The sequence below is a fragment of the Agromyces mariniharenae genome (assembly GCF_008122505.1).
Classification (GTDB): Bacteria; Actinomycetota; Actinomycetes; order Actinomycetales; family Microbacteriaceae; genus Agromyces; species Agromyces mariniharenae.
In genome coordinates, this window is sequence record NZ_VSSB01000001.1 from 2,446,007 (window position 1) to 2,464,160 (window position 18,154).

At 70.9% G+C, this 18,154-nt stretch carries 17 protein-coding genes; 13 read left to right on the top strand and 4 right to left on the bottom strand.

Going from position 1 to position 18,154, the window contains the following annotated elements; all coding sequences use genetic code 11:
* Positions 1-12: 12 nt before the first annotated feature.
* Positions 13-1,344 carry a family 43 glycosylhydrolase gene (locus FYC51_RS11270; RefSeq protein WP_148733617.1) on the bottom strand — a complete coding sequence of 444 codons (1,332 nt, stop codon included), beginning with the start codon at positions 1,342-1,344 and terminating at the stop codon, positions 13-15.
* Positions 1,345-1,658: 314 nt separating this feature from the next.
* Here FYC51_RS11270 and FYC51_RS11275 point away from each other — a divergent pair, with 314 nt between their 5' ends.
* From FYC51_RS11275 to FYC51_RS11315, 9 genes are all read left to right on the top strand, one after another.
* Positions 1,659-5,273 (top strand): family 43 glycosylhydrolase, encoded by a 3,615-nt coding sequence (locus FYC51_RS11275; protein ID WP_222863241.1) that lies wholly within the window; start codon positions 1,659-1,661, stop codon positions 5,271-5,273.
* A 218-nt stretch (positions 5,274-5,491) separates the two neighbouring features.
* Positions 5,492-6,724: an ROK family transcriptional regulator gene (locus FYC51_RS11280; RefSeq protein WP_148733618.1), complete on the top strand. Its 1,233-nt coding sequence runs from the start codon at positions 5,492-5,494 to the stop codon at positions 6,722-6,724.
* A gap of 37 nt (positions 6,725-6,761) precedes the next feature.
* Positions 6,762-7,643 carry an ABC transporter permease gene (locus FYC51_RS11285; protein WP_238476308.1) on the top strand — a complete coding sequence of 294 codons (882 nt, stop codon included), beginning with the start codon at positions 6,762-6,764 and terminating at the stop codon, positions 7,641-7,643.
* Positions 7,640-8,464, top strand: a complete 825-nt coding sequence (locus FYC51_RS11290) for an ABC transporter ATP-binding protein (protein WP_148733619.1) — start codon at positions 7,640-7,642, stop codon at positions 8,462-8,464. The genes FYC51_RS11285 and FYC51_RS11290 overlap by 4 nt, the downstream gene beginning before the upstream one ends.
* A 32-nt stretch (positions 8,465-8,496) precedes the next feature.
* Complete coding sequence (locus FYC51_RS11295) at positions 8,497-9,525, top strand: aliphatic sulfonate ABC transporter substrate-binding protein (RefSeq protein WP_148733620.1); 1,029 nt, start codon at positions 8,497-8,499, stop codon at positions 9,523-9,525.
* A 7-nt stretch (positions 9,526-9,532) separates the two neighbouring features.
* A complete protein-coding gene (locus FYC51_RS11300) occupies positions 9,533-11,152 on the top strand; it encodes a sulfatase family protein (protein WP_148733621.1) in 1,620 nt (539 codons plus the stop codon).
* Complete coding sequence (locus FYC51_RS11305; protein WP_148733622.1) at positions 11,152-12,654, top strand: sulfatase family protein; 1,503 nt, start codon at positions 11,152-11,154, stop codon at positions 12,652-12,654. The genes FYC51_RS11300 and FYC51_RS11305 overlap by 1 nt, the downstream gene beginning before the upstream one ends.
* Positions 12,651-13,013: a YidH family protein gene (locus FYC51_RS11310; RefSeq protein ID WP_148733623.1), complete on the top strand. Its 363-nt coding sequence runs from the start codon at positions 12,651-12,653 to the stop codon at positions 13,011-13,013. The genes FYC51_RS11305 and FYC51_RS11310 overlap by 4 nt, the downstream gene beginning before the upstream one ends.
* Positions 13,010-13,375, top strand: coding sequence for a DUF202 domain-containing protein (locus FYC51_RS11315; RefSeq protein WP_148733624.1), 366 nt, complete (start codon positions 13,010-13,012; stop codon positions 13,373-13,375). The genes FYC51_RS11310 and FYC51_RS11315 overlap by 4 nt, the downstream gene beginning before the upstream one ends.
* Here FYC51_RS11315 and FYC51_RS11320 read toward each other — a convergent pair.
* On the bottom strand, positions 13,367-13,801 hold the full coding sequence (locus FYC51_RS11320) for a winged helix-turn-helix transcriptional regulator (protein WP_338014698.1): 435 nt from the start codon (positions 13,799-13,801) through the stop codon (positions 13,367-13,369). The genes FYC51_RS11315 and FYC51_RS11320 overlap by 9 nt on opposite strands.
* Positions 13,802-13,932: 131 nt before the next feature.
* Between FYC51_RS11320 and FYC51_RS11325 the strand changes: the two genes are divergently transcribed.
* The 4 genes from FYC51_RS11325 (at position 13,933) to FYC51_RS11340 (ending at position 16,868) form a co-directional block, all read left to right on the top strand.
* Positions 13,933-14,301, top strand: coding sequence for a DoxX family protein (locus FYC51_RS11325; RefSeq protein ID WP_148733625.1), 369 nt, complete (start codon positions 13,933-13,935; stop codon positions 14,299-14,301).
* 221 nt (positions 14,302-14,522) lie between these two features.
* Complete coding sequence (locus tag FYC51_RS11330) at positions 14,523-14,930, top strand: group I truncated hemoglobin (RefSeq protein ID WP_148733626.1); 408 nt, start codon at positions 14,523-14,525, stop codon at positions 14,928-14,930.
* Positions 14,931-14,934: 4 nt separating this feature from the next.
* The gene (locus FYC51_RS11335) at positions 14,935-16,128 is read left to right on the top strand and encodes a globin domain-containing protein (RefSeq protein WP_148733627.1); all 1,194 of its coding nucleotides are present in this window, start codon (positions 14,935-14,937) and stop codon (positions 16,126-16,128) included.
* Between the two features lie 11 nt (positions 16,129-16,139).
* Entirely contained in the window at positions 16,140-16,868 is a 729-nt protein-coding gene (locus tag FYC51_RS11340; protein ID WP_148733628.1) for a DivIVA domain-containing protein, read from the top strand.
* Between the two features lie 12 nt (positions 16,869-16,880).
* On the opposite strand, the gene FYC51_RS11345 is transcribed toward FYC51_RS11340, so the two are convergent.
* Positions 16,881-17,465 carry a VanZ family protein gene (locus tag FYC51_RS11345; RefSeq protein WP_148733629.1) on the bottom strand — a complete coding sequence of 195 codons (585 nt, stop codon included), beginning with the start codon at positions 17,463-17,465 and terminating at the stop codon, positions 16,881-16,883.
* Positions 17,462-18,118 (bottom strand): M15 family metallopeptidase, encoded by a 657-nt coding sequence (locus FYC51_RS11350; protein WP_148733630.1) that lies wholly within the window; start codon positions 18,116-18,118, stop codon positions 17,462-17,464. Before FYC51_RS11350 ends, FYC51_RS11345 begins: the two co-directional genes overlap by 4 nt.
* Positions 18,119-18,154: the final 36 nt, after the last annotated feature.

Genomic DNA, 18,154 nt, shown 5'->3' on the forward strand with positions numbered 1-18,154 from the left:
GGCGCGCGCGCATCAGTCGCGACCCCGACGGCGCTCGACGTAGAGGCGGTTGCCCTCTGGGCCCGTCCACTCCATCCGGACCACTCCGGGCACGGCGGCCTCGGCGAGGCGCGACGGGTCCGACCAGTACCCGGCGTTCGGGTTGAGGAAGTAGGTCGCCCACGCCGTGCCGCCGTGGTCCACGAAGAAGTTGTTGTGGCCGGCGCCGACACCCGCGGTCCACCGCGGCGAGTACGGGCCCTCGAACGAATCCGACACGGCGACCACGGCGTCGTACTGGTACTGCGTGCGACCGGGCGCGGGGGTGTCGTACGCGTACCGTACGCTGCCGTCGGCGCCGAGGGACGTACGGTCCCAGGCCGCGTGGAGGAGGTAGTACTTCTCGCCGTAGTGGAAGACGTAGGCGCCCTCGAGGTACGGCTCAGGCGAGTACGGCGTCTGCTGGAACGCCGGAAGGGCCGTCGTCGGGAGGATGTCCTCCAGGTCGTCCTGGAACTTCGCGTACTCGTGGTTGTGGAGTACGAGCCAGGCGTCGTCCCCCTCGGTGTACATGCTGCCGTCGATGTGGTGATAGGCGCCCGGCTTGATGAACGCCGGTCCACCGGCGACCGGGTCGCCGAACGGCTTCTCGAGGTTGCCCTCGACGAGCCGGTACGGACCCTCGATCCCGCCCTCGCTCACGAGCATGAACGAGCCGACCTTCTGCGAGTGGTCGCCCATGCAGGCGACGATGTACCAGGTGTCGCGGAAGTGGTGGACCTCGGGTGCCCAGACCTGTCCGCGCTTGCCGAACTGCGTGTCGGTCCAGTACTCCTGCCACGGGGCGACGATCGTGCGGCCGGGTCGGTTCTCGTCGACGAATTCCGGCGACCAGACCTTGCCGCGCTCGACGTCCGGCCGGATCCCGGTGGTGTCGACGAGTCGCCACGGCCCTCGCAGCGACGAGGAGACCCAGATGAAGATGCCGTCGTTCCACGGCGCCGCCCGATCGAGCCCGGGAACGCGGGTCGTGCCCGTCGCGACGTATACCGGCCGGCCGTCCACGACGAAGCAGTTGACGTAGGTGTCGCGCATCCAGACGTGCGTGCCCTCGGGGTCCCGCGGCCGGTGTTCGAGGTCGAGGATGAAGGAGTTGTCGTCGCGTGGCCACAGGTCGATGCGCGTGTCCGCAGCCCCGTAGGGCTCGAGATCCGGCCAGTTCGACGGGTACCGACCACTCGGCGCGGCCTCGGTCGGCGTCGCGTGGGCGGCCCCGGCCGGCAGCGCCGCCGCGGCCACCGCGCCGGTGACCCCGACCAGGAACGCACGCCGATCCAGGCGGGCTCCGTTCGTGGAGTTGTTCATCGTTGAAACCTTCCTCATCGCAGCGCGGGCCGGTCGGTTCCGGCCCATCGGGCCCTCGGGTCGGCCCGTCCTGAGGGACGCTACGGACGCGCGATTTTTCCGTCAACGGACCGTCAGAAAGCTTTCCGCCGGTCTCTTGACGGAAAAATCGCGGCTCCGTTGGATGAGTTCGACGGCGCCGCCGACGGCGCTCCGCCGTCGCGCAGATGCCGGATCCGACGCGGCATCCGCGACCGCTCGCGCGCGCCCGCAGGGTGCGCGGACACCGCCGCGCGCCTGCGCGGCGACTTCGATGGAGAAGGAGTGCACACCTGATGCGATGGAGATCAGCCGGCCTCGGGGCGGTGGCCGCGGTCGCGGCGGCCGTCCTGCTCGGCGGCGGCATGCCGGCGATGGCGGCCCCGACCGCGGCATCCGTCACCGCCCCGCCCGCGGTGGACCCGGCGGCGACCGCGACGGCGGCGACCGCGACCCCGGCGCAGACCGTGGCCGCCACCGCGGCCGACGGCCCCACCTACACGAACCCGGTCAGTGCCGGCGTCGTCGACACGTTCCCCGACCCTGCGATGATCCGGGGCAAGGACGGCGCCTGGTACGCGTACGGCACGACCAACCCGATCTTCAACAGCGCGGGGGAGCCGGGCGAGCACATCCTGCCCGTCCTCCGCTCGACCGACCTCGTCGACTGGACCTACGTCGGCGACGTGTACCCCGCGGATGCCCCGAAGCCGGCCTACTGGGCCGCCGGAACCCGCCCGTGGGCGCCCGACATCCGCTATCTCGACGGCAGCTACCACCTCACGTACTCGCTCTCGAACGGCGGCGTGGCCCTGCTCACCGCGGACACGCCGACCGGCCCGTGGACCGACCGCGGCCTGCTCATGGGCGGCGCGGCGGTCGGCGCATGCCCGACGGGCAACATCGACCAGGCGATGTTCACCGACTCCGACGGCACCCGCTACCTCTACTGGGGCAGCTACGACGTCATCTGCGTCTCCGAGCTGACGGCGGATGGCGCGGCGCTCACCGGTCCAGTCACGCAGATCGCGCAGGGCCGCCGCATGGAGGGCGGCTTCGTCGTGCAGCGCGACGGCTGGTACTACCTCCTGTACTCCGACGCCGGATGCTGCGACGGCGCGTTCAGCGGCTACACCGTGAAGGTCGGGCGGTCCGACAGCCCGCGCGGGCCGTTCGTCGACGACCACGGCGTCGACCTCATGGCGCTCACGAGCAAGGGCGGATTCGTGCTGCAGTCCAACGGCAACGGCTTCGCCGGGCCCGGGCACAACGCCATCCAGACCGACCTGTCGGGCCAGGACTGGCTGGTGTACCACGCCATCCCGACGGCAGACCCCGACTTCCCGCCCGTCGACACGCGTGCGGGCCGGCTCAACCTGTCGAAGCGCCCGCTCATGATCGATCGGCTCGACTGGATCGACGGCTGGCCCGTCGTGCGCGCCGGCGCCGGCCCCTCGAGCGGGGAGGAGACCGCCCCGGTGACGACCGCGCTCGTCGGCAGCGACTTCACCGCCGGTCCGCCGGCGGACTGGAAGCTGCGGGGTGACGGTGCCGTCACGGCCGGGCAGGCGCCCGACGCGGGCGGGTACGTCCGCATCGCGCCGACCGGATCCGGCGCCGCGACGCTCACGAGCTCGGAGAAGGCGACCGGCGACCTCCGCGTCCAGGCCGACCTGCGGTTCGTCGAGGGCGGTGACGACGGTTCGGCCGGGCTGGTCGTCGGCTCCCGCGGGCAGAACGGCGCGACGGCGTGGATCGATCGCGCCGCCGGCGAGCTGCGTCTCGAGGTGCGCCACGGCGACGAGGTGACGACGGATGCCGCGGCGCTGCCCGAGTCGTTCGACTTCGACTCGTGGCACGTGGTCGCGATCGAGTGGCGCGGCGAGGCGGTGTCCGCCGAGGTGGGCGCCGACACGCTGCTCGAGCCGCTCGCGGAGGTCGCCTTCGAGGCGCCCGAGGACGCCACGTCGAACGGGTCGGTCGGTGTGGCGGCGCGCGCGGCATCCGTCGCCGGCGACAACCTGAGCGCCGCGGCGCTGTACGAGCCCGTCACCGAGCGGGTCGCCGACCCCGAGGTGGGCGACCAGTTGCCGGAGTACTCCGACGAGTTCGACGCCGCCGGTGCGCCGACCGCGGGCGACGACGCGTGGACGTGGGTGCGCAAGCCCGCGTCGGGCCCGAACGCGACCGACGGCAAGCTCGTCTGGCCGACCCAGGCGGCCGAGCTGCACCTCGCCAACAACACGGCGTCGGTGCTGCTGCGGGACGCGCCGCAGGGCGACTTCATGGTCGAGACGAAGCTCGACTTCGACGGAACGCGCGGCAATCAGCAGGCGGGACTCGTGCTCTACGAGACCGACGACCGCTACGTCAAGCTGACGCACTCGATCCTGCCGCTGAACCGCAAGGCGGGCCAGTTCCTGCACCAGACCGAGTTCGGCAAGGAGGCGGAGCGGCCCACCGCCACGCCGCCCGCCGCGGTCGCGAACGGCCCGATGTTCGGCGCGAGCACGGCCGACACCACGTGGCTGCGCCTCTACGCCCAGGTCGACGAGGAGGGCCACGAGTGGGAGGTCCGCATGGCGTCGAGCACCGACGGCGAGGACTGGCAGTGGGGCGGCGTCTGGACGATCCCCGTGCTCGGCGACCTGCGCATCGGCCTCATCTCCATGAACGCCACTGGCGCGACCGCGAAGTTCGACTACGTGCGCACGTACGAGATGGGCGGTGAGGATGCCGCGTTCCCGGCGAGCTGGCCGGCGGCGATGCCGTACGGCACGGCCGACGCACGCGCCGAGCTCATGCCGAACGCGCAGAACTCCAAGGTGCTCGACCTCGAGCTGCGTCCGCAGGACGAGGAGCTCGGCCGCGTCTGGATGCGGGACACGTACGTGAATCGCTTCGAGGTCGACGGGACGTCGATGTACGTCGCGACCGGCACCACCAGGTCGCCCGGGCTCGACAAGGCGGGGCCCTGGAACGACGGCATCTACGTGTGGCTCGCACCATCGCTCGACGGCCCGTGGACGCTCGCGGACACCACCGGCATCCGCCCCGACCAGCCGAAGGGCAAGGTGTGGTCGCCCGAGTTCGTCGACGAGAACACCGAGGGCCGGGTCGTTGTGGCGCCGTGGCAGGCCTACCAGAACCCCGACGACCCGGCCACGAAGGCCGGGAACGCGTGGGCGCCCGAGCTGCACTACATCGACGGCACGTGGTACCTCGTGGCGTGCATGGGCGACCAGAGCACGCTGACCGGCTCGTTCATCCTCGTGAGCGACGGCGGCCCCGAGGGTCCGTACCGCAACATCCAGGGGAGCGTCGAGCACCCGCTCGGCGAGCCCGTGCGTGCGACCAACCCGCAGTACTACCACATCGACGGCGGGCTCTTCGACGACGGCGATGCGACGTACCTGGTGCTGCACAACGACCTCTACGCCAAGATGACACCCGACATGGAGAACCTGGAGACGCCGACGAGCCTGCCGGCGTTCACCCAGAAGAAGTACTCGCCCGAGCCGTACCTCGAGGGGGCCACGGTCACCAAGGTCGGCGAGAAGTACTACCTCATGCACGCGATCTGGGCGCTGAAGGGCGGCACGCCCACGTCGCCGACGTGGTCGTACCTCGCGAACACGGGCGCCAAGGACCAGTACGACGCGGTCGTGGCCGTCTCGGACTCGTTCGAGGGCCCGTACTCGGCGCGGTACACGCTCGGCGTCGGCGCGGGCCACGACAACATGTTCACCGACGAGGACGGCACCGTCTGGGCGACGTTCTTCCGCAACCCGAACTTCGGGTACTGGGCGGATGCCTCGCGGCTCGACGACGCCGCGGTGCCGGGCGTCGTGCGGCTCGAGCGTTCGGGCCCGCTGGGCGACCTGCTCCGCGTGGAGGACACGACCGACTGATCCCATCCGAGGTCCCGGCGGGGCGTGTGCCGATATGGTGCGCGCCCCGTCGGCGTCTCCGGACCCCGTGCTCGGGGAGGGCTCGACGCCCGCGGCGGGCGGCTCGCTGTGCAGCGAACCGGCGAGCGGCATCCGTTTCTGCAAAGACGCCAACAGATTTTCGAAGTTATTCTGCCGGGATGTTGACGGAAAAATTCAGCGTTGAGAGTCTGGCACGCATGTCGACGACGACCGGAGTCCACGCCCTCGTGAGGCGGACCCATGAGGAGCGCGTGCTCGCCGCGCTGCGAGCCCACGGCGCGCTCAGCCGTGCCGAGCTCGCGAAGCGCGTCGGGCTGAGCCGCACGACCCTGTCCGAGATCACCGCGAGCCTCCTGCAGCGCGGCGCGATCATCGTCGCCGACACGGATGCCGCGACCCGCGCCGGCAGCGGACGCCCCGCAGAGCGCCTCGCGCTCGACCCCGACTCGGGCCAGTTCCTCGGCGTCGACTTCGGCCACCGGCGCGTGCACGTGGCCGTGGCGGATGCCTCGCACGAGGTCATCGCGCAGGGCGTCGAGCGCTACGACGACGACATCGCCTGGGCCGACCGCCTCGAGATCGCGTTCGAGCTCATCGACCGGCTCAGCCGCGAGACGGGCGTGCACTTCGGGGCACTGCAGGCCGTCGGCATCGGCGTCCCCGGCCCCTACACGGGCGCCCGAGCCGGCATGCCCGCCGTGAGCTGGAAGAAGCAGCTCGCCCCCGACGGCGTCGACACCGCGTTCGCCGAGCGGTTCGGCGCGCCCGTGGTCGTCGACAACAACACGCGTCTCGCCGCACTCGCCGAGGCGATCTCCCGGCCCGACGCGGTCGACAACCTCATCTACCTCCGCCTCTCCGACGGCGTCGGCGGCGGACTCGTCATCTCCGGCCGGCTCGTGACCGGCTCCCGCGGGTTCGCGGGCGAGCTCGGCCACGTCACCGCCGACCCGTCGGGCGCGCCCTGCCGCTGCGGCAAGCGCGGATGCCTCGAGACCATCGCCTCCGTCCCCGCGATCCTCCGCGCGTGCCGCGACGTCGGCGCCGAGGTCGAGACGCTCGACGACCTCGCCGTCGCCGTCGGCAAGGGCGACCCCGCCGTGGAATCCGTCCTCCGCGAGGTCGGCTCGACGGTCGGGCGCGTGCTCGGCGCCGCCGCCATGACGCTCAACCCCCGCGAGGTCGTGATCGGCGGCGAGATCGTGCGCGTCGCGCCCGTGCTCGTCGAGCAGGCGGCGTCGACCCTGCGCTACGAGCTCTACTCCATCCCCTCGGATCAGCCGCACATCGTGCGCGCCGCACAGCTGCACGACAGCGACGGCGCCCTCGGCGCGATCGCGGCGATCTTCCACCAGTCCCCCCTGCTCGCCGGATACCCCGACCCCGCGTCATCCGCCGAGCCCGTGCAGCAGCAAAGGAGCGCACTGTGAACGCCCACCGACCTCGCCCGAACGGAGGGAGCCGGCCATGACCGAGGTGAAGATGACCATCGGGCCGTCGCGCGCCGAGATCCAGCCCTACACGATGAGCACGTCGGCCGTCTCGGAGCACCTGCCCCCGACGAGCCCGAAGCCCGAGCCGGCACGCCGCCGGCAGCGGCTCTCGAAGCGCGCCAAGCTGCTCATCCTCAACGCGATCTCCATCGTGGGCGGCATCGCCCTGTGGTGGGTCCTCGCGCTCAACGGCTTCCAGTTCCCGACCCCGCCCGAGGTGGTCGCCAAGGCCGTGCAGCTCTGGCAGGCCGGCATCCTGCAGCAGGACATCCTCGCGAGCCTCGGCCGCGTGCTGACGGGCTTCCTGCTCGGCTCGGCCGCCGCCATCCCCGTCGGCTTCCTCATGGGCTGGTACACCGTGGCTCGCGGACTCTTCGAGCCGTGGATCCAGTTCTTCCGCACCATCCCGCCGCTCGCGCTGCTGCCGCTCGTGCTCGTGCTGCTCGGCATCGGCGAGGTGCCGAAGGTCTTCGTGATCTTCCTCGCGGCCTTCCTCGCCTGCGTCATCTCGACGTACCAGGGCGTGGTGAACGTCGACCGCACCATGATCAACGCGGCCCGCGTGCTCGGCGCCAAGGACGGCACGATCTTCCTCAAGGTCGTCGTGCCCGCGTCGACGCCGTTCATCCTCGTCGGCATGCGCGTCGGCCTCGGCTCCGCCTGGGCGACCCTCGTCGCGGCAGAACTCCTCGCCGCGCAGGCCGGTCTCGGCTACCGGATGCAGCAGGCCCAGCTCTACTACGACCTCGCGACGATCTTCGTCGGCATCGTCATCATCGGCATCCTCGGCCTGGTGATGGACCGGCTGCTGCTCTTCGCCGAGACCAAGCTCACCGGATGGCAGGAACGACGATGACCACGACCACCCCCACGAACACGCCCACCGCGACCGCGAAGATCTCGGTCCGCGACGTCCGCAAGACCTTCGAGCTCAAGGGCGAGGAGTTCGTCGCCATCGAGCGCGTGAACCTCGACATCGCCGACAACGAGTTCGTCACGGTCGTCGGGCCGTCGGGCTGCGGCAAGTCGACGCTCATGAACATCCTCGCCGGCCTCGAGACGCCGACGGCGGGCCACGCGCTCGTCGACGGCACGGACGTCTCCGGCCCCGGGCCCGAGCGCGGCGTCATCTTCCAGCAGTACGCGCTCTTCCCGTGGCTGACCGTGCGCAAGAACGTCGAGTTCGGCCTCAAGGTCGCGGGCCTGTCGCGTGCGGAGCGCCGCGAGCGCGCCGACTACTTCATCCGCATGGTCGGCCTCGAGCAGTTCGCCGACGCGCTGCCGAAGATGCTCTCGGGCGGCATGAAGCAGCGATGCGCCATCGCCCGCGCCTACGCGGTGAACCCGTCGATCCTGCTCATGGACGAGCCGTTCGGCGCCCTCGACGCGCTCACCCGCGTGAAGCTGCAGGAGCAGCTGCTCGACACGTGGAGCCGCGAGAAGCGCACCGTCATGTTCATCACCCACGACGTCGACGAGGCCGTGTTCCTCGCGAACCGCGTCGTCGTCATGGCGGCCCGCCCCGGCCGCATCTACGACGTCATCGATGTGAACCTCCCGTACCCCCGCACGGAGGACGTGCGCCTGAGCCCCGAGTTCGGGGAGCTGCGCAACCGCGTGTGGCATTCCGTGTACCACCAACAGCCCGGCGTCGCCGCCGGAACCGCGTCGAACTGAGACGCCCGACCCCCAACGAAGGGAACACTGCAATGCGATTCTCCAGGAAACTCCTCGGCACGGCCGCCGTCGGCGCCGCCGTGGCGCTGCTCGCGACGGGCTGCGCCGGCGGCTCGGGTGGCTCGGGCGCATCGGAGCCCGCCGCCGGGAGCGAGTACGAGGACGTGCTCGACGTGAACTTCGGGTACATCCCCGACTTCAACGGCACGAGCCTCCTCGCGGTCGCCGAGGACCAGGGCCTGTGGGACAAGTACGGCCTCGACGTCACCGCGACGTCGTTCACGAACGGCCCGCTGCAGATCCAGGCGCTCGGCACGGGCGACCTCGACTTCGGCTACATCGGGCCGGGCGCCATGTGGCTGCCCGCGTCTGGCCAGGCGAAGGTCGTCGCGATCAACACGCTCGGCCAGGCCGACCGCGTGGTCGCCCAGGCCGGCATCGACTCGGTCGAGGACCTCAAGGGCAAGACCGTCGCGTTCCCCGAGGGCACCTCGGGCGACATGATCCTCACCCTCGCGCTCGAGGAGGCGGGGATGACGAAGGCCGACATCAACGCCGTGCCGATGGAGCCGTCGGCGATCGTCGCCGCGCTGTCGTCGAAGCAGGTCGACGGCGCCGGCTTCTGGTACCCCGCCCTCGCGACGGTCGAGCAGCAGGTGCCCGACCTCGAGGAGCTGGCGAAGAACCAGGACTTCGAGGACACCGTCGCCTTCCCGACCGCGTTCGTCGCGGGCAACGACGTCGTCGCCGACGAGCCCGAGAAGGTCGACCGCGTGCTGAAGGCGCTGCGCGACGCGATCGCGTTCCGCGCCGAGAACACCGACGAGGCGATCCAGCTCACCGCGCAGTTCTCCGCGCTCGACCCGGCGCAGGTCGAGGCCGACGCGGGCAACGTGCAGATCCTGTCGCTCGAGGAGCTCGACCAGCTCACCGAGGACGGCACCGTGAACACGTGGCTGTCGGGCATGGTCGACTACTTCGTCCAGGCCGGCAAGCTCCCCGCTCCGGTCGACCCGGCCGAGTTCTACACCGGCGACCTCTTCGTGCAGGCAGGCGAGTAATCCAGCGATGAAGCCGAGCAACATCCTCTTCCTCATGACCGACCAGCACCGGGCGGACACGCTCGGGGCGTACGGCAACGCCCTCGCGGCCACGCCCGTGCTCGACGAGCTGGCCCGCACGGGCACGCGCTTCGATCGCTGGTACACGCCGACGGCGATCTGCACGCCGGCTCGCGCGAGCCTGCTGACCGGCCAGGCGCCCTTCCGCCACCGCGTCCTCGCCAACCACGAACGCAACGTCGGCTACCTCGAGGACCTCGCCGAGGGCACCTTCACGTTCGTGGAGGCGCTGCGGGAGAAGGGGTACAACACCGGACTGGTCGGCAAGTGGCACGCCGGAACCGAGAAGAAGGCCGCGGACTTCGGGTTCGACGGACCGGACCTCCCGGGGTGGCACAACCCGGTCGAGAACGAGGACTACCTCGGCTACCTCGCGGAGCACGGCCTGCCGCCGTACCGCATCAGCGACCGCATCCGCGGCACGCTGCCCAACGGTGGGCCGGGCAACCTGCTGGCTGCCCGGCTCCACCAGCCGGTCGAGGCGACGTTCGAGTACTACCTCGCGACCCGCACGATCGAGCTGCTCGAGCGCTATGCCGCCGACAACGACCGCGACGGCACGCCGTTCTTCCTGGAGCTGAACTTCTTCGGCCCCCACCTGCCGTACATCGTCCCCGACGAGTACTTCGACCTGTTCGACCCGGCGGACATCGAGCTGCCGCGCTCGATCGCCGAGACGTTCGAGGGCAAGCCGCCCGTGCAGCGCAACTACAGCGCGCACTGGACGTTCGACACGATGCCGATCGAGGTGACGCGCAAGCTCATCGCGGTCTACTGGGGCTACGTCGCCCTCATCGACGAGCAGATCGGCCGCGTGATGGACGCGCTCGAGCGGCTCGGCCTGGTCGACGAGACCGCGGTGTTCTTCACGTGCGACCACGGCGAGTTCACGGGCTCGCACCGGCTGCACGACAAGGGCCCGGCGATGTACGAGGACATCTACCGCACGCCGGGCCTGCTCCGGATCCCGGGCGGCGCCCCCGGCCAGGTGCGCACCGAGTTCGTGAGCCTGCTCGACTGCACGGCCACGATCCTCGACCTCGCGGGCGTCGATCCGTCGCCCGCCGTCGACTCCCGCAGCCTCGTACCGCTCGCCGCCGGCGAGCAGCCGGCGTGGGAGGAGGACATCGTGTGCGAGTTCCACGGGCACCACTTCCCGTACCCCCAGCGGATGCTGCGCGACGAGCGCTACAAGCTCGTCGTCAATCCCGACTCGGTCAACGAGCTCTACGACCTGCACCTCGACCCCGACGAGCTGCTCAACGTCTACGAGCACCCCGAGATGCGCGACATCCGGAACCGCATGATGCAGCGGCTCTACGGCGTGCTGCGGGATCGCGGTGACAACTTCTACCACTGGATGACGACGATGTACCACGTGGGCGAGGTCGACTACGACCCCACCCAGAGCGGGCTCGACGAGACCACGTACCAGTCGGGCGAACCGGATGCCGCGGCATCCGCCGGCCCGTCCGCGGGCGCCGCGTCATCCGTCACCGACGAGGCCGCCGGCGTGGCTGCCGAACGGGGCGTCAGCGTGCTCGACGCCCGCCGGCGGAGCGCCTGATGACGGCTCGGCGGCCGAACATCGTGATGATCCTCACGGACGATCACGGCTCGCAGGCCATCGGCGCGTACGGCTCGGTCGTGAACGCGACCCCGCGCATCGACGAGATCGCGGCGAACGGCTGGCGCTTCGACCAGTGCTTCGCGACGAACGCGCTGTGCTCCCCGAGCCGGGCGTCGATCCTCACGGGAACGTACAGCCACGTGAACGGCGTGTCGACGCTCGTGACGCCGATCGACGCGAGCCAGCCGACGTTCGTGTCGCAGCTCAGGACGGCGGGCTACCGCACCGCGATGGTCGGCAAGTGGCACATGGGCGAGCACGAGGGGTCGACGCCGCAGGGCTTCGACTACTGGGACATCCTCGTCGGCCACGACGGCCAGGGCGAGTACTGGGACCCGCTGTTCCTCTCGGCCGAGGGCGAGCGCGTCGTCGAGGGCTACGCGACGGACCGCATCACCGACCTCGCCCTCGACTGGCTCGAGTCGCTCGAGGGCGACGACCCGTGGTGCGTGCTCATCTACCACAAGGCGCCGCACCGCCCGTGGGAGCCGAAGCCCGAGCACGCCGAGCTGTTCCGCGACACGATCCCGGTGCCGGGCACGTTCTGGGACGACTACGACACGCGGTCGTCATCGACCCGCCGGGCGCTCATGCGACTCGCCGAGAACCTGAACGACGAGGACCTGAAGGTCTCGCCGCCCGAGGGTCTCTCCTACGACGAGCTCGCCCTGTGGAAGTACCAGCGGTTCATGGAGGACTACCTCGCGTGCGTGGCGTCCGTCGACGAGAACGTCGGCCGCGTCGTCGACCGGCTGCGGGAGCGCGGCGAGTTCGACGACACGCTCGTCATGTACGCATCCGACCAGGGGTTCTTCCTGGGTGAGCACGGATGGTTCGACAAGCGCTTCATGTACGAGGAGTCGCTCCGGATGCCCATGCTCCTCAGCTATCCGCGCCGGCTCGAGGGCGGCCGCGTGTTCGACGGGATCGTGACGAACGTCGACTTCGCGCAGACGATCCTGGATGCTGCGGACGTGCCGTCGCATCCGCGCATGCAGGGCCGAAGCTTCTGGCCTGACCTCGTGGGCGGGCCCGTCGAGCCGCCCGCCGAGGGCATGTACTACCGCTACTGGGAGCACGACGACACGTTCCACAAGGCGCCCGCGCACTACGGCTACCGCACCCACCGGCACAAGCTCATCTACTACTACAACGACGGGCTCGGCCTGCCGGGCACCGGACCGTTCACGTACCCGCCCGAGTGGGAGCTGTACGACCTCGCGGCCGACCCCGAGGAGCTGCGGAACGTCGCCCAAGATCCCGCGTACGCCTCCGTGCGGGCCGAGCTCGAGCGGGCCATGTGGCTGGAGCAGGCACGCCTCGGCGACGCCCCGCATTCGAGCCAGCCGCGGCCGGCCGGCGTGCCCGATCGAGCGGATGCCGCGGCGGCCGCGGCCGAGCAAGCGGATGCCGCGGCGGCGGTGCCGGGCGCCCGATGAGCGATGTGCGCTTCCCACGGTCGGTCTACGGCACGGGCTCCGAGCCCGACCCGCGATTCAGCCTCGCCAACGAGCGGACGTTCCTCGCGTGGATGCGCACCGCCCTCGCGCTGATCGCGGGCGGGGTCGCGCTCGAGGCGCTGGGACTCGACCTGCAGCCGGCGTTCCGACTGGCCGGCTCGGTGGTGCTCATCGCCGCCGGGCTCGGACTGCCCATCCTCGCGTGGCTCGAATGGGGACGCACCGAGCGCGCGCTCCGAGCCACGTCGCCGCTCCCGGGCTCCGCGACGAGCATCCTCCTCACCGTGACGATCGTGCTGGTGGGCGGACTCGTGCTCCTCGGCATCGTGTTCCGATGAGCGGCTCCCTCCTCTTCGACCCTGGCCTCCAACCCGAGCGCACCGAGCTCGCGTGGCGTCGCACCGCGCTCGGGATCGGCGTCGGCTCGCTCATCGCCCTCCGCGTGCTGCCCGCCGCGGCGCCGGCGGATGCTGCGCAGCCACTCTGGCTGGCGCCCGGCCTGCTCGGCGTCGCGTTCGCCGTCGTGCTCTGGGCGCTCGCTCGCGCACGATCCGGCCGAGCCAACCGGGCGCTTCTGTCGAGCCGGTTCGAGCGGATGCCGGGCGCCGGCCTGCTGCTGACGCTGACGGTCTTCGTCACCGCGTGCGCGGTCGGCGCGCTCGTCCTGCTCGTCGCGCTGGCGGGAGGATCGTCAGGGTGAAGGCGGTCGCGCCGGCGCGTTCGCGTCGAAGCGCTCCCGCGCCTCGCTGATGCGCGGGTAGTTCTCGATCGCCCAGCCGGCCAGGGCCATGGACGGCTCGATGAGCGTGCGGCCGACCTCGGTGAGCTCGTACTCGACGCGCGGCGGCACCTCCGCGTGCACGGTCCGCGCGACGAGCCCGTCGCGTTCGAGCTGACGCAGGGTGAGGGTCAGCATCCGCTGCGAGATGCCGGGGATGTGCCGCTGCAGCTCGGTGAAGCGCAGCAGGCCGTCGACGAGCGTGACGATGACGAGGAGCGACCACTTGTCGCCGATGCGGTCGAGCACCTCGCGTACGGCGCGCCCGTCGCCGTCACCACGGCTGGCGCACGCGCCCTCGTACTCGCTGCGAGCGGGTTGCGACTGCGGATCCAGGGCGATCGTCACCGCTTCCTCCGATGTTCCTCACGCACACGCATGTGCCTCCTGCACGCTCGTGTGCCTTTTGCACGTCCCTCAATACTCACGCATCATGTGGTCACGCACAAACAGTAACCATCGACCCTGAGAGGGACCTCATGCTCATCGCGTTCTGGATCGTCAGCGGCCTCGTCGCCCTCGCCTTCCTCGCCGCCGGCGTCATGAAGCTCGCCCGCCCGAAGGCGGCGCTCGCGGCATCCGGCATGGCCTGGACCGAGGACTTCAGCGAGTCGACGCTGAAGGCCATCGGCGCCGCCGAGGTGCTCGGCGCCATCGGCATCGTGCTGCCCGCGCTCACCGGTATCGCGCCGATCCTGAGCCCGATCGCCGCGTCCGCACTCGCGCTCGTGATGGTGGGCGCCATCGTGGTGCACGTGCGTCGCACGGAGAACCCCACGGCGAACGTGGTGCTGCTGCTCCTCGCCGCGACGAGCGCCGTACTCGGGTTCGCCGCGCTCCTCGGCTGAGCGGGGAGTGGGCCGGGACGCTCCGGTTGCTGGGAAATCCCCTGACGCGTTCGGGGTTCCGTCGCGGACGGGTTCCGTGGAAACGCCTGATGAAGGTGACTATCGGATTGCATTGCCACAGTTCGGGCGTCTGCACAATGCCGACATGACGGCTTCAGGTGCGCGGTTCGACTCTGCTAAGAAAGGAACACCCCTGCCCTGCCAGTGATTGGAACTCACCGATGAACGCCAACCGTGACGAGCAGTCCGACAACCAGGCGCGAAGCGACTACGACGCGGTCGGCGGCCGTCCGGCGGTCGCCGCGGTGGTCGACCGGTTCTACGTCCTCATCCTCGACGACGACCGACTCCGCGGGTACTTCGACGGCGTCGAGATGGACCGACTCAAGCGGCACCAGACGGCACTCGTGTCCCAGGTGATGGGCGGACCGGTCGAGTACTCCGGCCGTCAGCTGCGTACCGTCCACCAGGGCAAGGGCATCTCGACCGATGCCTTCGCCGCCGTCGCGGGTCACCTCGTGACCGCGCTCACCGAGGCCGGGGTCGAGCCCGCGATCATCGACCGCACGGTGACGGCGGTCGCCGGCACGGCACCCGACATCATCGAGAACGACACGGCGGCCGGGTGACGCGGTGGACACCGCTGCGCTGAAGCGGACATGGGCGGCGGCCGAGAGCCTCGGCGATGAGGTGCCGCTGTTCTTCTACTCGCACCTGTTCCTGTCGCACCCCGAGCTGCGGGGCATGTTCCCCGTCTCGATGGCGACGCAGCGCGATCGGCTCGTCGGAGCGCTCGGGCGGATCGTGTCGAGCGTCGACGAACTCGACGAGGTGGTCGGGTTCATCGAGCAGCTGGGCCGCGACCACCGGCGCTTCGAGGTCATCGCGGCCCACTACAACGCCGTCGGCGCCTCGCTGCTCGCCACCCTGAAGCACTTCCTCGGCGACGGGTGGACGGATGAGGTCGCCGCCGACTGGGCCGAGGCCTACGGGCTGATCGCCACGGTCATGGTCAAGGCGGCCGAGGAGTCCGAGTCGACCAGCCCGGCATCCTGGGGCGGTCACGTGACCGCGGTCGATCGGCGCGGGATGGACCTCACGGTCATCCAGGTCCGCCCCGAACCTCAGCTGGCGTTCGAGCCGGGCCAGTCGGTCGCGGTGGAGATCCCGGCCCGGCCGAGGCTGTGGCGCTATCTCAGCCCGGCCAACGCACCGCGTGCCGACGGCAGCGTCGAGTTCCACATCCAGATGGTCCCCGGAGGCCAGGTCAGCAGCAGCATGGTCCGTCACCTCGAGGCCGGCGAGACCATCCGCATCGGCGCCCCCGTGGGTCAGGAGCTGACCCTCGACGAGGACGAGCGTCGGCGCGACCTCATCATGGTGGCGGGCGGCACCGGCCTGGCTCCGCTCCGGTCCCACCTCGAGCGGATCGACCTGGAGTGGCAGGCGACCGGCCAGGCCCCCCAGGTCCACCTGTTCCACGGTGCACGACTGCCATGGAACCTCTACGAGAACCGGCTGCTCAAGAACCTCTCGGCACGCCCCTGGTTCACGTATACGCCCGTGGTCTCCGACGATCCCAGCTATCCCGGCAGGAAGGGCCTCGTCGGCGATGTCGCCGCGGAGGACGGATCGCTGCACGGGCGCCTCGCGCTCGTGTGCGGCTCGCCCGAGATGGTGCGGCACACGGTGTCCCGGCTCCGTGCCGCGGGGATCGCCCCGACCGACGTCCGATTCGAGCAGTTCGCGACGCTCGACGAAGACAGTCATGAACTCCACCACCACACCCATGATCCGGAGCCGGCTCGGCTGCCGGGGAGCGAATAGGGGTACCACGCATGTCGCAGAACGAGACCGACCCCGACACCCTCGCCGACTCGGGCGCCGACTCGGGCAGCGGGCCCGAGCATGACCTGGCCGTCGCGGTGAGCCACCTCCCCGACCCCCATTCGGTCGAGTTCACCATGAAGATCCGCGGCGGCGCCTACGACCGCCTCGAGGTCGACAACTTCATGCGCGACCTCGCGACGGCGATCGCCGAGGTCAAGGCGGCTGCGGCCAGCACCCGGCAGGAGCTCGCCGAACTGCGAGCGCAGAAGACCACCCAGAGTGCGTCCGGTCCCGACTCCGACGACGAGATCACGGCGGGCGCGGTCGGGCTGCTCACCCAGGCCCAGCTCATCGCCGACAAGGCCGTGGCCGACGCCGAGCAGTACGCACGCGACCTCGTGCTGACCGCGCGCAGCCAGTACCGGGAGATCCTGGAGCGCGCCGAGAGCACCGCCAGCCAGGCGGCGACGGCGACCATCCCCGCCGAGCACGTTCCGCCCGTTCCCGAGATCGAGTACGTCCGCACCTACGCGCAGGTCGCGCAGATCCAGCTGCGCTCGGTCCTCGAGGCCCTCACCGAGCAGGTCGACCGCCTCGGCAGCCTGCCGCAGCCGTCGGCCGACGCCGGTGCGGCGCCCGCCGACGCCGACGCCGCCACCGACGAGGACGAGGGTCCCACCGGGGAGCCCGACTGGGCACCATCGGCCTCGGGATCGACCGCCGCCGAGTCGCACTGAGGGGTCCCCTCGTCAATCACTCGACGTGGGGTGTTGCTGCGCGGGCAGGGTGCGGTCGAGGCTCGGCCCGGTGCCCGGTGATCCGTAGCGCAGCGGTGAGGCTGTCACGACCGCGCTCGCGACGAGGGCGAGCACGGTGGCGATCGAGCAGGCACGCACCATGACGGCGGCGGTCCTCCCTTCGAGCCGCCGGCCGGCCGCGGCAACGACTCCGATGCCGGCCAGACCTCCGGCGGTGTTGACGATGACGTCGGTCACGTCGGAGCTCCCGACCGCCAGCACGTACTGCGCGATCTCCAGGCCGAGGCTCGCCGAGGCGAACACGCCCGCGGCCCTCCACCACGACCACGACGGCGCGAGGAGACGGAGGTAGACGCCGAACGGCACGAAGAGCAGGAGGTTCGCGACGACCTCGAGCGGCCGGCTGGCCCCGGTCCCGTCGCCGGGCACGAACGGGACGAGCTTGATCACGCGCCGCCCGTCGTCGCCGACCCAGGGGACCTCGAGCTTCCAGAGCACGAGCCACACGAGCAGGACGAGGTAGACGGCCAACAGCGCGACCAGGACGGTCCTGGTCCTGGATCGCCACCCGGTCACTGCTGCATCCTCGGGTCCTGCGTGGGATCGGCAAACGTCGCGGGGCAGCCGCTGCCGACCGCCTCGGGGCGCAGTTCGTAGTGCCAGGGCTCGTTGTCGTACGTGGGGCACAGGCCGTACGCGGCGCCGAACTCCGAGAGCCACGCCGCATCCGTCGCCCCGAGGTCGACCGCGTCCCCCGAGACGTGCGCGGAGGTGTCGGCCGTGGCGACCCACCTGGCGGCCTCCGCCTCCGAGCCGTAGGTGGAGACCGCCTCGCGGAGCAGCCGGTCCTGGTACTCCGTGGATCGCCACCCGCTGTTGACGAGGAACTCCAGGCCGTCGGCGGAGGCATCCGTCGCCGCGTCGCGCAGCGCCCGGAGCAGCTCGGCGTCGAGGTTGGCGACGCCGGCGTACCGGTCGTCGAAGACCGTCACGCCGTCGGGCAGGACGCCGTCGGCCTCGGTCATCGCGCCGTCGGCCTCGGTCGCTGCGCCGTCGGCCGCCGGGCCGGGGAGATCGCCTCGCGGGATCTCCCCGAAGGAGGTCGCCGACGACGGCGGCGACTGTGCGGCGGATGCCCCGACGACGGCGGCGGTGGCGACGGCCAGGCCGACCGCGAGGAACGCGAGGGTCCGGCGCAGCCGTCGTCGTGCGGTGGTGGATCGACTCATGCGGCCAAGTCAACGCAGCGCGGCGTTGCCAGGCCG

Bases quoted from the DNA above. Each gene is read 5' to 3' on its own strand.
- FYC51_RS11340 (WP_148733628.1), top strand. From the start codon at position 16,140: ATGTCGCAGAACGAGACCGACCCCGACACCCTCGCCGACTCGGGCGCC.
- FYC51_RS11290 (WP_148733619.1), top strand. From the start codon at position 7,640: ATGACCACGACCACCCCCACGAACACGCCCACCGCGACCGCGAAGATC.
- FYC51_RS11275 (WP_222863241.1), top strand. From the start codon at position 1,659: ATGCGATGGAGATCAGCCGGCCTCGGGGCGGTGGCCGCGGTCGCGGCG.
- FYC51_RS11315 (WP_148733624.1), top strand. From the start codon at position 13,010: ATGAGCGGCTCCCTCCTCTTCGACCCTGGCCTCCAACCCGAGCGCACC.
- FYC51_RS11325 (WP_148733625.1), top strand. From the start codon at position 13,933: ATGCTCATCGCGTTCTGGATCGTCAGCGGCCTCGTCGCCCTCGCCTTC.
- FYC51_RS11350 (WP_148733630.1), bottom strand. From the start codon at position 18,118: ATGAGTCGATCCACCACCGCACGACGACGGCTGCGCCGGACCCTCGCG.
- FYC51_RS11330 (WP_148733626.1), top strand. From the start codon at position 14,523: ATGAACGCCAACCGTGACGAGCAGTCCGACAACCAGGCGCGAAGCGAC.
- FYC51_RS11280 (WP_148733618.1), top strand. From the start codon at position 5,492: ATGTCGACGACGACCGGAGTCCACGCCCTCGTGAGGCGGACCCATGAG.
- FYC51_RS11295 (WP_148733620.1), top strand. From the start codon at position 8,497: ATGCGATTCTCCAGGAAACTCCTCGGCACGGCCGCCGTCGGCGCCGCC.
- FYC51_RS11285 (WP_238476308.1), top strand. From the start codon at position 6,762: ATGACCGAGGTGAAGATGACCATCGGGCCGTCGCGCGCCGAGATCCAG.
- FYC51_RS11300 (WP_148733621.1), top strand. From the start codon at position 9,533: ATGAAGCCGAGCAACATCCTCTTCCTCATGACCGACCAGCACCGGGCG.
- FYC51_RS11305 (WP_148733622.1), top strand. From the start codon at position 11,152: ATGACGGCTCGGCGGCCGAACATCGTGATGATCCTCACGGACGATCAC.
- FYC51_RS11310 (WP_148733623.1), top strand. From the start codon at position 12,651: ATGAGCGATGTGCGCTTCCCACGGTCGGTCTACGGCACGGGCTCCGAG.
- FYC51_RS11270 (WP_148733617.1), bottom strand. From the start codon at position 1,344: ATGAACAACTCCACGAACGGAGCCCGCCTGGATCGGCGTGCGTTCCTG.